Source organism: Polyangium sorediatum (assembly GCF_029946465.1).
GTDB classification, from domain to species: domain Bacteria; phylum Myxococcota_A; class Polyangia; order Polyangiales; family Polyangiaceae; genus Polyangium; species Polyangium fumosum.
Map to the genome: position 1 here is coordinate 1 of NZ_JARZHI010000104.1, position 13,811 is coordinate 13,811.

9 protein-coding genes and 1 pseudogene are annotated in these 13,811 nt (G+C 69.0%); 7 read left to right on the plus strand and 3 right to left on the minus strand.

The window, feature by feature from the left end; translation table 11 throughout:
* Positions 1 to 2,694 (minus strand): annotated as a pseudogene (locus tag QHF89_RS46455) (hypothetical protein); the annotation flags it as partial.
* A gap of 227 nt (positions 2,695 to 2,921) precedes the next feature.
* Here QHF89_RS46455 and QHF89_RS46460 point away from each other — a divergent pair.
* Genes QHF89_RS46460 through QHF89_RS46470 form a run of 3 tightly spaced genes read left to right on the plus strand, consistent with a single transcriptional unit; the run spans position 2,922 to position 6,015 of the window.
* Entirely contained in the window at positions 2,922 to 4,304 is a 1,383-nt protein-coding gene (locus tag QHF89_RS46460; RefSeq protein ID WP_136968953.1) for a serine/threonine-protein kinase, read from the plus strand.
* Entirely contained in the window at positions 4,288 to 5,334 is a 1,047-nt protein-coding gene (locus QHF89_RS46465; RefSeq protein WP_136968954.1) for a hypothetical protein, read from the plus strand. Before QHF89_RS46460 ends, QHF89_RS46465 begins: the two co-directional genes overlap by 17 nt.
* A gap of 57 nt (positions 5,335 to 5,391) precedes the next feature.
* Positions 5,392 to 6,015, plus strand: a complete 624-nt coding sequence (locus tag QHF89_RS46470; RefSeq protein WP_136968955.1) for a hypothetical protein — start codon at positions 5,392 to 5,394, stop codon at positions 6,013 to 6,015.
* A 3-nt stretch (positions 6,016 to 6,018) separates the two neighbouring features.
* Here the strand turns inward: QHF89_RS46470 and QHF89_RS46475 are convergent, their stop codons facing one another.
* A complete protein-coding gene (locus QHF89_RS46475) occupies positions 6,019 to 7,665 on the minus strand; it encodes a sigma 54-interacting transcriptional regulator (RefSeq protein ID WP_284721852.1) in 1,647 nt (548 codons plus the stop codon).
* A gap of 158 nt (positions 7,666 to 7,823) precedes the next feature.
* Here QHF89_RS46475 and QHF89_RS46480 point away from each other — a divergent pair, with 158 nt between their 5' ends.
* The 3 genes from QHF89_RS46480 to QHF89_RS46490 all read left to right on the plus strand — a co-directional run bounded on the left by QHF89_RS46480 (position 7,824) and on the right by QHF89_RS46490 (position 11,487).
* A complete protein-coding gene (locus QHF89_RS46480) occupies positions 7,824 to 8,522 on the plus strand; it encodes a pirin family protein (protein WP_136927994.1) in 699 nt (232 codons plus the stop codon).
* 101 nt (positions 8,523 to 8,623) lie between these two features.
* Complete coding sequence (gene wrbA, locus QHF89_RS46485) at positions 8,624 to 9,214, plus strand: NAD(P)H:quinone oxidoreductase (protein WP_136968956.1); 591 nt, start codon at positions 8,624 to 8,626, stop codon at positions 9,212 to 9,214.
* Between the two features lie 224 nt (positions 9,215 to 9,438).
* On the plus strand, positions 9,439 to 11,487 hold the full coding sequence (locus QHF89_RS46490; RefSeq protein ID WP_136968957.1) for an esterase/lipase family protein: 2,049 nt from the start codon (positions 9,439 to 9,441) through the stop codon (positions 11,485 to 11,487).
* 6 nt (positions 11,488 to 11,493) lie between these two features.
* On the opposite strand, the gene QHF89_RS46495 is transcribed toward QHF89_RS46490, so the two are convergent.
* A complete protein-coding gene (locus QHF89_RS46495; protein WP_284721853.1) occupies positions 11,494 to 12,615 on the minus strand; it encodes a cyanophycinase in 1,122 nt (373 codons plus the stop codon).
* Positions 12,616 to 12,839: 224 nt separating this feature from the next.
* On the opposite strand from QHF89_RS46495, the gene QHF89_RS46500 reads away from it, so the two are divergent.
* On the plus strand, positions 12,840 to 13,808 hold the full coding sequence (locus QHF89_RS46500; RefSeq protein WP_136968983.1) for a sulfate ABC transporter substrate-binding protein: 969 nt from the start codon (positions 12,840 to 12,842) through the stop codon (positions 13,806 to 13,808).
* The last annotated feature ends 3 nt before the right edge of the window (positions 13,809 to 13,811 follow it).

The window sequence follows — 13,811 nt, forward strand, 5'->3', positions numbered from 1 at the left end:
ATTGCCCGTCAGGGTCAATCCGTTCGAATTGAGGACGAAGAGCCCGAACGATCCCCCGCCCGCGCCGCCGCCGCCGCCGCCGGTGCCGCCGCAGCCGCCCGCGCCGCCGCCGCCGCCGCCGTTGCCCGTGCCATTGATGACGAACGCGCCCGTCTGGCCGCCACCACCACCACCGCCGCCGCCGCCATTGCCGTGCACGCCGGTCACGCCGGTCACGCCCGCGTTGCCGACCCAGAACAGGGTCGCGGTCGATCCGCCACTGCCGCCCGTCCCGTTCCCGCCGTTCGTCCCCGCCGTGCCGAGCTGGCCGCCCGCGCCGTCCGTTCCCGCATTGCCCGCGGAGCCGCCGATCCCGCCGACCGTGCCTCCGGTGCCCGAGAGCCCCGCTCCACCACCCGTCGCGTAGCCGCCTTTGCCGCCGAGGCCGCCGGTCCGGCTGCACACGCTCGACCCGCCCGAGCCGCCGGCGGCCGAGGTGTTGGAATCGCAGGCGCCAGGCCCGCCCGCGGCCCCATTGCCTCCGATCCCACCGGCGGTCCCCGCCGCCCCCGCCGCCCCTGGCCCCGCCACGCCGGCGGAGAGCGAGCTGTTTTTCAGGACGAGCGACGGGCAGTTGTTGCAGTACATCGCGTAATTCGAGATGCTCGCCGTGTTCGTGTCGAGCGTCTGGATCGTCATCCTGTCGACGGTCATCGCCATGACGAGGTCCTTGCCCTCGACCGCGCTCACGCGCCCGTTCACCACGCCGCTCGATTGAATCGTCGCCACGTAGGCTGCGCTCCGCGCCCAGCCGTTCTGCGCCGAGTACCCACCGTACACGGACACGCCGTTCGCCAGCGTGATGCGTCCGTCGTAGAGCCCCTGCGACACGTACACCTGCTTCTTGCCGAGGACGACGGCCCGCGAGATCCCCGCGGAGATCGTCGCCATCGGCGACTCGCGCGTGCCCGGGTTCAGGTCATTTCCGGTTTTCGCGACGAACACGGCCGCGGACGCGTCGCCATCGATGCCGTCGCAATTCGTGTCGGCGAAGCCGTCGTCGGGCAGGTCTGCCCCGACGAACGTGCACTCGCAGCCGTTCTGCGGGGAGCCGTCGACGTCGACGTAGCCGGGCAGGCAGGAGACGAGCTGGCACATGCCGGACGAGCAGGTCGATTGCGCGTTCGGGATGAGCATCCCGCAGTCGTTGTTGCAGCCGCCGCAGTTCTCCGCGTCGTTCAGGTGGTTCGTCTCGCAGCCGGTCGAGGCCACCCCGTCGCAGTTGCCGAAGCCCATGGTGCAGGCGCCGAGCGTGCAGGTGCCCGACACGCAGGATTCGGCGGCGTTCGCGAGATCGCACGCGGCGTTGCACGCGCCGCAATGCGCGAGGGTCGTTTGCAGGTTCGTCTCGCAGCCGGTCGAGCCCATGCCATCGCAGTTGCCGAACCCGCTGTCGCAGGCGCCGAGCGTGCAGGTGCCCGACACGCAGGACTCGGCGGCGTTCGCGAGGTTGCACGCGGCGTTGCACGCGCCGCAATGCGCGAGGGTCGTTTGCAGGTTCGTCTCGCACCCGTTGCTCGGAATCTGGTCGCAATTGCCGAACGGCGCGGTGCACGCGGCCGGCACGCAGGCGCCGCCCATGCACGCCTCGGTCGCATTCGCGAGATCGCAAGCGTAGTTGCAGCCGCCACAATGCAGCACGTCGTTTGTCACGTCCGTTTCGCAGCCATCGGCCGCCACGTCGTTGCAATCCCCGAATCCCATGGTGCACGCGCCCGGCTTGCAAGATCCGGCCACGCAGACGGCCGTGGTGTTCGGCAAGCTGCACGTGTTGTCGCAGGCGCCGCAATGATCCGAGCTCGTCAGGATGTCCGTGTCGCAGCCGTTCGTCGGATCGGCGTCGCAGACGGCCTGGCCTTGCGGGCAGCCCTCGGCGGTCCCCACGATGGGCACGAGCACGCCGGCCGCCGGGGCGCCGCCGATCGTCGCTGTGACCTCCACGTCGAGCGGATCGAGCGGCTCGGCGAGGCCGGGCGAGGTATACGTGACCTCGAAATGCAGCGATGTGCCGGGCGGCCTGTCGAACGGCAACGTGACCGGCACGCGAATGGGCGGATTGGGCGCGTCCGGCACGAACCGGACCACCTCGACGGAAAAGTCGGGGCTCGCCACGTTCACCGACTGGAACGACGCAGTTGCGTTCGAGGCATTGTCCACGCGGAAGAGCCGCATCCGGGTCGTCCCTGCGGGCACGACGCCATACGAGAGTTCCTCGGGGCTCGCGCAAGCGCCCTCCGGCCCCGCGTCGTTCAGCACACAGAGTTCGAGCCCCACCACGGGACCGCCGCCCGCGCCGCCTGCGCCGCCTGCGCCGCCCGCGCCGCCGGCCCCACCTGTCCCCCCTCCACCGCCTGCGCCGCCGAGGCCGCCGGCGCCTCCCATGCCTGCGTCCCCGCCGACGCCGCCCGCGCCGCCGACGCCACCCACGCCGCCTGTGCCCCCCGTACCCGCGGCTCCGCCGTCGCCCCCGGTCCCGCCGCCTCCTGCGTCACCACCTCCGCCGCCGCTCCCGCTCGGCGATCCGCTCGCGCCGGCCGTGCCGCTCGTACCGACTTCGCCTCCTTCCGCGCATGAAACTGCGTGAAACGCCGCGAGGCTGAGCCAGGCGGAGGAAACCAGGAGGCCCATCGTGGTGCGGAAGGGTCGACTCGGCATGTCAAACCATCAAACACGAATTCGGTCCTTTGTCCACGAAGCAACCTACTCAAGCAATCGCGGTCACCTTCTTTTCGTCCGATGCTTCGATCCTCCGTCGGAAACACCTCCCCGTGCGTTGCAAATTGCAACGGTTCGTCCGCGGACACTTCGGGGAGGTGTCGAATTTCCGACACGTCCCTCCATCGACGCACACACGACGACCTTGTTTCGATCGGACACGAGCCGTGATAGCGTCTGTCGTCAGTATGATGGTGGCGCCGCCGCCCGGGACCATCCTGCTGGGCAAATACCGCGTCGAGCAAGAGCTCGGCTGCGGCGGGATGGGTGTGGTCCTCGAAGCGACGCACCTCGCGCTCGGCCAGACCGTCGCCATCAAGCTCTTGAACCCGGCGCTCGCGCTCTCTTCGGACGTCGTGACGCGGTTTCTCCGCGAGGCGCGCATCGCCGCGACGTTGCCTTCCGAGCACATCGCGCGCGTGAGCGACGTCGGGCAGACCGAGACGGGCGCGCCGTACCTCGTGATGGAGCGGCTCTACGGGCACGACCTCGAAGCCGAGCTCACGCGGCGCGGCAAGCTCCCCGTCGCCGAGGCCGTCGACCTCGCGCTCGAGGCCTGCGAGGGCATCGCGGCGGCCCACGCGCAGGGCCTCGTGCATCGGGACCTCAAGCCGGCGAACCTCTTCCTCGCCGAGCGCCCGCTCCGCCCGCGCGTGCTCAAGGTGCTCGACTTCGGCCTCTCGAAAGACGCGCCGGGGCACAGCGCGTCCATCACCGGGACCGACGCGGTCTTCGGCACCCCGCAGTACATGTCCCCCGAGCAAATCCAGTCGACGAAGAACGTCGACGCGCGCAGTGATCAGCACGCGCTCGGGATGATCCTGTACGAGATGCTCGCGGGCGCGCCGCCCTACGCGGCCGAGAGCATCACGCAGCTCATCGTCGTCATCGCCACGCAGCCGCCGCCGCGCGTGCGCGAAAAACGCCCCGAGGTCGCCGCGCGGCTCGAAGAGGCGATCCTGCGCGCCCTGGCGAAGCGGCCGCACGAGCGATTCGCGGACCTCGGCGCGTTCTCGGAGGCGATCGCGCCCTTCGGCGGCCCCGAAGCGCGAACCCGGGCCACGCGCATCGGCCAGGCGCTCGTGGGCACGGCGAGCCTCGACATCACCGGGCCCGGGCGTCCCTCGCGCGTGCCGACGGACCAAGCGATCACGCTCCCACGCGCCCCCGCGCACACGCACGCGGGCTTCACGAGCTCCGTCGACCTGGGCGACGCGCGAGGCCGAAAGAAACGCGCGGCGATCTTCGCGACAGGAGGCCTCGTCGCAACCGCGCTGCTCGTCTCGCTCGTCGTCGTGACGCAACACGCAGCGACACCCGAGGCCACAACTACGCCGCCCGAGGCCACGCCCGCGGCGCGCGCGCCCGAGCCGACGACGCCGCCGCCTCCGCAGGTCACGGCTGCGGCGCCGCCCCCCGCCGCGACGTCGTCCGCGGCCACGAGCACGACCCCGGCGAAGACCACGAAGGCGCCGACGCCGACGAAGACTTCGAAGCAAACGCAAACCATCAAGCAAACGGTGGGGATTTTCGGTGGCAAGCGCAAATAAGTTCATCCTCGTCGCCGCGTCGCTCCTCGCCCTCGCGCCCGCCGCGGCCCGCGCGGACGACGAACCCCCGCTCACCTCGCCCGCGGATCCCAGCGAGGCGGCGACGCTCGCCGAGACCCTCTTCCAGGACGGCAAGCGCCTGCTCGAACAGGGCGCGTTCGTCGAGGCTTGCACGAAGCTCGCGCAAAGCGACGCGCTCGATCCGGCGATCGGCACGCTCGGGCTGCTCGCGGCCTGCCACGAGCAGGAGGGCCGCACCGCCACCGCGTGGCGCGAGTACGGCGAGACGGCCCGGCGCGCGGAGGCCGTGAACGACGAGCGCGGCGCGTTCGCCCGGCAGCGCGCGAGCGCGCTCGAACCGGAGTTGCCGCGCCTGCTCGTGCGGCTCCCGAAGGGCGCCGAGGGGGCCGCCGTCTTCCGCAACGGCGTGCGCCTCGCGCCAGACGAGCTCGGGGTCGCGCAGCCCATCGATCCGGGCACGTACGAGATCGTCGCGCGCCTCGCGGGCCGCCCCGAGTTCCGCGCCACGGTCACGGCGCAGGCGCGCAAGGTCGCCGAGGTCGAGATCCCCGACTGGAATCGCCCTGCGCCCGTGGAGCCGGCAAAGAAAAATCCGGCGCCATCGGATCCTGGGACCTCCAATCTTTTGACCTCCAAGGGACTTGACGCGCGCAAGGTGGGCGCACTCGTGGCCGGCGGGGTGGGCTTCACCGGGCTCGCGGTCGCGGGGGCCTTCGCGCTTTCGGCCAGCAGTCGGAACGCCGCGTCGGTCTCGTTCCAGTCGTCCTGCACGACGGCGGCCTCGTGCGCGCGCGGCCGCGAGCTCCGCGAGGACGCGCTTCGGTCGGCGACGGTAGCGAATGTCGCTTTTGGCATGGGCGCCGCCAGCGCGGTGACGGCGCTCGTGCTCGTTTTGCTCCCCGAGCGCACCGAGGCCCCCAAGCCCGCGCCGCGGACGGGTTTCCACTACGAAGTCGCGCCTTTCGCCGATCGGACCGGGGGCGGAGCGCTTCTTATCGGAAATTTCTAATCCGAGCGCTGCGAGTTGCCTTGCGGAGCGCAGGCTCGGCCGGGTAAAATACTGAACATGCGTTCCATTTTCTTGACGGCATCGGGTTTGGGTTTGCTGGTGTCCATGACCGGCTGCGCCGATCTCCTCGGCATCGAGGCGTGGCAGGACCCGGCGAATGCGGACGGGAGCGGGAACAACGGCGCCGGGGCGAAGGGGGAGGGGGACTCTGGCGCGGGCGGCGAAGGCGGTGAGGGCGGCGAAGGGCCTGCCGATCCGTGTAGCAATGGCGTGCAGGACGGGGACGAGTCGGACGTCGATTGCGGCGGCTCCGCGTGCGTCGCGTGCCCCGACGGCGCCGCGTGCGCGAACGACCAGGATTGCGCGAGCGTGTTCTGCTCGTTCCGGCAGCTCTGCGCGCCTGTCGACGGGCGCGTCACGTGCGGCGAGGAGGGCGAGCAAGGCCCGAGCTGCGGCGACTGCATCAAGAACAGCGACGAGACCGACATCGATTGCGGCGGCGACGCCTGCCATCCGTGCCGGCAAGGCAAGGCGTGCCTCCAGGACGCCGATTGCCTCGGCGGCGTGTGCATGGCGAACCAGTGCGCGCTCGGCGCGCCGGGCGTCGATTGCTACGCGAACGCCGATTGCGCGAGCGGGCAATGCCTCGGCGCGGATCTCCTGGGCGGCGCTTGCCAGTAGCGATTATCCCTCGGCGTACTCCTTGAGCTTCCGATAAAGGGTCGCCACACCAATCCCGAGCTTTGCCGCAGCCTCCTTGCGGTTTCCTCCCTCGGCCGCGAGCGTCGCGAGGATGTGCGCCCGCTCGACCTCGGCGAGCGGGCGCGGGGAAAACCCAGCTTCACGCGAGGTCGTTGCTGCGGCTGCGCCTCCGATCTCGGGCGGCAGATCGATCCCTTCGATCGTCGGCCCCTCCGAGAGGATCCGCGCCCGCTCCATCGCATTGACGAGCTCGCGCACGTTGCCCGGCCAGGCGTGCTCGTACAGCGCGCGGCACGCCGATTTGCCGAGCTCCTTCGGCGCCTCCCCTTCCCGCGCCGCCGCCTCCGAGAGCTGCCGCCGCGCGATCGGCAAGATGTCCTCCGGCCGCTCGCGGAGCGGCGGGATCGCGATCTCCACGACCCGCAGCCGGAAATAGAGATCCTGCCGAAAGCGCCCCTGCGCCACGGCCGCCGCGAGATTTCGGTGCGTCGCCGCCACGATCCGCACGTCGATCGGGCGCGTCCGGTTCTCGCCCACCCGCCGCACCTCGCGCTCTTCGAGCACCCGGAGCAATTTCGCCTGCATCGCGAGCGGGATCTCGCCCACCTCGTCGAGGAACAACGTCCCGCCCCGCGCCGCCTCGAAGAGCCCCGCCCGCTCCGTCACGGCCCCGCTGAATGCGCCTTTCGCGTGCCCGAAGAGCTCGCTCTCGAGCAGGCTCTCCGGCACGGCCGCGCAGTTGATCGCCACCATCGGCCCCGCCACGCGCGGCGACGCGTCGTGCACGAGCCGCGCGATCCTCTCCTTGCCCACCCCGCTCTCGCCGAGCAGGAGCACCGTCGCGTTTGTCCGGGCGACCCGCCGCGCCATCACGACCACGCTCCGCATGGCCTCGCTCCGCGCCACGAGCCCCGGCACCTCGGTCTCCTCGTCGCCCGCCGAGATCAGCCGCTCGGCGCGAAGCAGCCGCGTCTCGGCGCGCCGCAGGGCCCGCTGCACGTGCCGGAGCGAGGCGTCGAGGCAGTCCGTCTCGTAAAACGGCAGGTGCGGCACAATTGCCTCGCCCCACTCCTCGCGGCTCCGCCCGATCATCCGGCACACGGCGTCCCCCTTCCCGCGGCACGACTCCTCCAGCGCGAAGATCGGCCGACCATTGACGCGGCTCAGGTATCCGCTCGCGAATCCCGCGAGCGTCCAGCACACCGGCTCCGTCGCTTGCCCGAGGTGCAAGAGGTGCTGCTCTGCTTCGTACGAGTCGTGCCATATCGCGTCGGCGAACGGCTCGGGCCCGGGGCGCCCGTCGGGCTCGACCGGCTCGAACGTCACGAGCCCCCACAGCCGATGCAGCCGCCCGCCCGCGATGCGCCATTCCCGCTCGTCCGCCCACGGGATCCCCTCGCGCAGCGCCTCCGCCGTCCGCCAGCCGTGACCGTAGCCGAAGCGCGTCAGCACCGCGCGCGCCGCGTGGTAGCCGAAGCTCTCGATGAGCTGCTTGCGCAGGAGCCCGAGCGCGACCGCGTCGAAGAGGAGCACGCGCTCGCCCGCGAAGCGCATCACCCCGCCCTTCGGGCCGAACGAGAACAGATCCGAGAGCCGCAGATCGGCGGCCCGCATGCCCGTGGTTTTCATCTTGAGAGCCCCGAGTCTATCATTTTGATAGACGGAGGCAGCACGAACCTCGCGTTTCCCGCCGAAAAAGCGCCTCCCGGAGCTTGGCCCGGCTCGTGCTTATCTCGAGGGCGAACGGACAGCGCCCCGCACGAAGCCGGGGACCGAAGGAGACCACGATGATCACGCTGCGACGCTCGGAAGACCGCGGACACGCGAACCACGGCTGGCTCGACTCGTACCATACGTTCTCGTTCGCCAACTATTACGATCCGGCGCACATGGGCTTCCGGTCGCTCCGGGTCATCAACGAGGACCGCGTCTCGCCGGCCCAGGGCTTCGGCACGCACCCGCACCGGGACATGGAGATCCTCTCGTACGTGCTCGAAGGCGCCCTCTCGCACAAGGACTCGATGGGCAACGGCTCGATGATCCGGCCGGGCGACGTACAGCGCATGACCGCGGGCACGGGCGTCTCGCATAGCGAGTTCAACGGATCGCGCAAGGATGGCGTGCATTTCCTGCAGATCTGGATCGCGCCCGAGGAGCGCGGGATCACGCCGGGGTACGAGCAGAAGAACTTCTCGGACGAGGAGAAACAGGGCCGGCTCCGCCTCATCGCCTCGCGCGACGGCCGCGACGGCAGCGTCACGATCCACCAGGACGCGAGCGTGTATGCGGGGCTCCTCGCCGACGGTGAAGAGGCGCGCCACGCGCTCGCGGACGGCAGGCACGCCTACGTGCACGTCGCGAAGGGCGAAGTGAAGCTCGGCGAAACCGTGCTCCACGCGGGCGACGGCGCGGCCATCAGCGGCGAAAAGGAGCTCGTCTTCAGCGGCCACGGAAAAGGAGAGGTGCTGCTCTTCGATCTTGCGTGATAGCGTACGCGCCCTTCTCCGCTCGGGGGCTCCGCTCGGACACGCCGAGTGAGCCCTCGACCCCCTCACCTTCCGACCTTGGACGGAGCGAGACAGCCACCATGCCCAACGTAGCGATCATCTATTATTCGTCGACCGGGACCAACCACGCCATGGCGCAGGCCGTGGGCGAAGGCGCGAGCACGGCGGGGGCCGAGGTCCGCGTCCGCCTCGTCGCCGAAACCGCGCCCGACGCGGCCATCGATCGGAACCCCGCGTGGCGCGCGTTCCTCGACAAAACGAAGGACGAGCCGAAGGCCTCGCTCGAAGACCTCGACTGGGCCGACGCCGTCGTCATCGGCACGCCCACGCGCTTCGGCAACGTGTCGTCGCAGATGAAGTCGTTCATCGACACGGCGGGCGGGCTCTGGTTCCAGGGCAAACTCGCGAACAAGGTGTATTCGGGGTTCACCTCGGCGCAGAACGCAAATGGCGGCCAGGAATCGACGCTGCTCGCGCTTTACAACACGTTCTACCACTGGGGCGGCGTCATCGTGACACCGGGCTACACCGATTCGCTCGTGTTCGCGTCCGGCGGCAACCCCTACGGCCCCTCCGTCACGGCGAACGGCGCGCCCACCGAGCACGACATCGCGCACGCGAAGTACCTCGGCAAGCGCGTCGCCGAAATGGCGAAGAAGCTCCGCGGCTGACGACGCGCCGCTCCATGCTGCGCCGCAGCACGCACACCTGGCGTCCTTTTGCAGTGCGGCAATTGCTCCCCTTCCGACACTTCTTCGCAGCCGCAGCATCAAACGGACCTCCCGGTTCGAACGATGCTTGAAAACCCCTCGGATCATCGATAGGCATGGACGACCCGCACTTGCTGCGGTCGCACAACCGGGGCTCCCCGGCGGGCGCTGCCCAGGAGGTTTCCATGCTGCAATCTTCGCTTCCACGTCGTTCGTTTGCGCTCACGGCCCTCTTCGCGGCCCTCTCCGCCGTGGGCTGCGTGGCGTCGCCCGTCGAGGAGTTCGCTCCGGGCGACGAAGAGACCAACGAAGCCAGCTCCGACCTCACGTTCATCTCCGATTACGAGGCCTATTTCGATCCCCCCGCGACCACGACGTTCTCGCAGAGCTACAAGCTCGTCGGCGCCATCACGCCCCCGAGCTGGTCCTGGGGCAAGATCGAGCTGCTCGAAGGGCGGCAGAAGTTCCGCACCGAGGGGTACAACCTGCGCACGGCGAAGGGCCGCTGGCAGGACACGTTCCAGGACTCCACCTATCCCTTGCGCACCTACTTCGGCGCCCTGAACCAGCAGCTCGTCGACGGGTTCAACATCCAATACCAGAACACCTGCGCCGGCGCCGTCGGCTCGACCTCGGCCGCCGCTTGTCCTGACAAGGGCCCCACGCGCCCCGAGGCGCGCTTCGTCCTCCTGCATCACGGCCCGAAGACCGCGCTCGATCAGTGTGACAAGACGAAGGCCCCGGTGCTGCTCGTGCACGGCGCCATGCAAAACGCGAACGTCTGGCTCCGGCCGAGCGGCGACGACGGCACGGGCAAGCTCTACCCCGGCATGACGCAGGCGTCGGGCTTCGTGCAGGCGCTCGAGGCCGAAGGCTTCTGCACCTACGCCACGACCTTCGGCAACTTCCACGGCGACAACTTCAACCAGGCCATTCACATCGCGAACGCGCTCTCGCGCATCCGCTCGCTCACGGGGAGGCCGAAGGTCAACCTCGTCGCCTGGAGCAAGGGCGTCGTCGCGGCGGACCTCTACATGTCGAGCCCCGCGACCTGGACCGATTGGGGCCCGAAGTATTTCGAGCAGCTCGCGGCGCTCCAATCGCTCGGCGTCCCGAACTTCCGCAAGGACGTGCGCACGTACGTCGCCCTCTCCGGCCCGCACCTCGGCATCGACCTGAACTTCCGCCACCCGTTCAACCCGCTGCTCATCTACAGCACGGCGGAGAACGCGCCGCTCGGCCAGGGGCCCGTGACGTGGAGCTACATGTCCGCCGTGCAATGCGTGACGTGGGGCTACGCGGACTCGCCGAACGACATCTTCCCGAACCCGTATGCCTACTCCGTCTGCGAGAACCGCGGCGGCACGTGGCTCGATTACTGGCGCCGCATTTACACGTCGAACATCACGGGCCTCGACACGACCGGCAAGCCCCTCGCGCCGAAGTCGCTGAAGACGCTGAACACGGAGCAAGGCGCCTCGTCGACGGGGTACTCGTTCGACAAGTACAACCTGGCCATGTGGGGCTCGGTCGACGACAAGGGCAAGCTCGTCTCGGCCTACCTCGGCCAGATGCAGGTCACCTACGATCTGCGCTCGTATTACCCGCTCCCGAACCGGCAGGACGATCCGATCAGCTACGACTGGTCCACGCTCGACACGGACGAGACGAAATGGCGCGACTGGATCGCCATCAAGACCAACTACAACCCGGCGAACATCTTCGGCGGCGCCGGCTGGATCATGGACGACGCCGGGCACACGACTTGCCGCGCGACCGCGTACGATCCCGCGACCGCTTGCCGCGCGAAGCACCTCTACTACGACAGCCTCACCGCGGAGTCGTATTCGCTCGGGTATGCGCAGTACAAGCTGATGGACGGCATTGGCATCAAGGCCGTCGCGGAGATGGGCGGCAACCTCATCGATCGGCTCCGGGCGCGTGGCCTCAGCACGAGCCTCGATTACCTCTACGTGCTGCACGGCACCTCGGGCGGCACGAGCGGCCAGGTCTTCGAGATCGACGGCATGGCCTGCCCGACCTGTGATCCCAAGGGCGACGGCGTGCTCTTCGACGTCAGCATCGCGGCGCGGGATCAGCTCACGCAGGGCTGGACCAGCACGAACAAGACGAACAAGTCGAAGCAGGAAGGCGTGCCCTACGGCCACCTCGAAGTCGGCGTGACGCCCGCCGTTTGGACGAAGATGATCACGCAGTTCAAGGCGCTGCCCTGATCCGGATCAATACGGGTCTGCCGGGCTCGTCACGCCGTTCGCGGCGCTGAGGGGCTCGGCGGGCACGCTCGTTTCGCCCGATGGGAATTGCAGCGTATCCCCGGCCGCCAGCCGATGATACGATAGCCCCGAATACACGAGCGGTTTTCCGGCTTCACAACTCGTGGGCTTCTCGTTCGCCACCACGAGATACACCTTCCCCTCCCCTATCACCTCGCCTTTGCCCTGGGCGTCGATCACGACCGCGGTCTGCTCGTCCACGCCGATCCCCTTGGCCTTCGGGGCCCAGCCGTCCGTGAGGATCCGCCCGAGGAAACCAACGAGGCGGCCCATCCGATCGCGGGGCACGAAATGGGAGTCCGTGATGAACCCGGCGAGCGGCGGGAATGCGAAGAAATCACGCTCCATCGTCATGTAGACGTTGTACGGATCGAGCAGCGCCTCGTCCGAGTACACGCTGCCCTCGTGCGCGGCGAACACGAACTCGCCGAGCACGGCGCATCCCGCGCTCGTCCCGCCGACGACGCCGCCGCGCTGCCACGCCGAGGCGATCGCCGAGGCGAGGGCCGTGCCGCGCCAGAAGGTCACGTAATCGGACTGATCGCCGCCGGCGAGGAAGATGCCCTCGGCGTGCTCGACGCGCCATTTCACGTAATCGCTGTTCGCGAGCTCCTTGCTCGTGACGAGCATCGTCTCGACCGAATCCGAGGCGCTGAGCTCCTGCAGATACTCGTTGTACCCGTCGGCGCCCGAGGCCCGAAGGACGACGACGTCGCCGCCCGCGATGCGCGGCTTCCACCAAGTGAATGCGGCGTCCACGTCCGTCGAGCCGCCCATCAAGATGAGGCCCGGCCCTGCGGGGGTCACGTCCGCGTCCGCGTCGTTGCCCGTCACGTAATGCTCGAGCCCCGCGGGCGGCTCGGGGCTCACGGCGTTGCCGCCCGCGCCCCCGCTCCCGCCTGCGCCGCCACTTCCGCCCCCGCCCCCGCTTCCGCCTGCGCCGCCACTTCCGCCTGCGCCCCCGCTTCCGCCTGCGCCCTCGCTCCCATTTCCTTCTCCGCCCCCGCAACCGGCGAGCAGCAGGAGGACGACCAGCGAGGCAGCGAGTTTTCCGGTTCGCGTCAGCATCCCCCCCGAATACCCGCGTCACGAGCACACGTCAATCTGCGACGCGGACTACACAGTATCTCCCCCCACACACTATCATCCGCCATGACGGACGAGCAGTAAATTTCACTGGACACGTCCGTTATAGCGGACATATGCTCCTCATCGTGGCGCACAATCCGACGGGTGGGAGGGCGGACCGACGCACGGCGATCACCGCCTTGATCGTAGGCGCGCTCGGGCTCATGGCCTGCGGCAAGTCCCAAACCGGGGGCGCGGCCCAGGAGGTCGAGCTCCTGAACGTCTCGTACGACCCGACCCGGGAGCTCTGGCGGGACCTGAACGAAAAGTTCATCGCCGCCTACGAAAAAGAATCGGGCACGAAGGTCACCCTCAAGCAATCCCACGGCGGCTCCAGCACGCAGGCCCGGGCCGTCATCGACGGACTCGAAGCCGACGTCGTCACCCTCGCCTCCTACCTCGATACCGACGCCATCAGCAAAAAGGGCCTCATCCAGCCGAACTGGATCGACAGGCTCCCTTCCCGCTCCTTGCCGTACACGTCCACGGTCATCTTCGTGGTGCGAAAGGGCAATCCGAAGGGAATCAAGGATTGGCCGGACCTCATCAAGCCCGGCGTCGAGGTGATCACGCCGAACCCGAAGACCTCGGGCAACGGCTACCTCTCCTTCTTCAGCGCGTGGGGCTCCGTCGTCCTGCGCGGCGGCTCGCGGGACGACGCGATCCAGTACGTCACGCAATTGTACAAGCAGGTCCCCGTCCTCGACTCCGGCGCGCGCGGCGCGACCACCACGTTCGTCCAGAAGAAGCTCGGCGACGTCCACCTGGCCTGGGAAAACGAAGCCCACCTCGAAGTGCGCGAAGCGAAGGGCGAGCTCGAGCTCGTGTATCCGCCCATCAGCATCCGCGCCGAGCCCCACGTGGCCATCGTCGACGGCAACGTCGATCGCAAGAACACCCGCAAAGCCGCGGAGGCGTATCTCAAGTTCGCCTATACCGACGAGGGGCAAGAGATCGCCGCGAAGCACTTCTACAGGCCGACGAACGAGGCCATTCTCAAGAAACACGCCGCGACCTTCCCGGAACTCCGGCTCTTCGCCATCACCGAGATCGCGAAGGACTTCCCCGACGCGCACAAGCAATTCGTCGGCGAGGGCGGCGTCTTCGACACCATCTACAGCCCGAAGAAGTAGCCG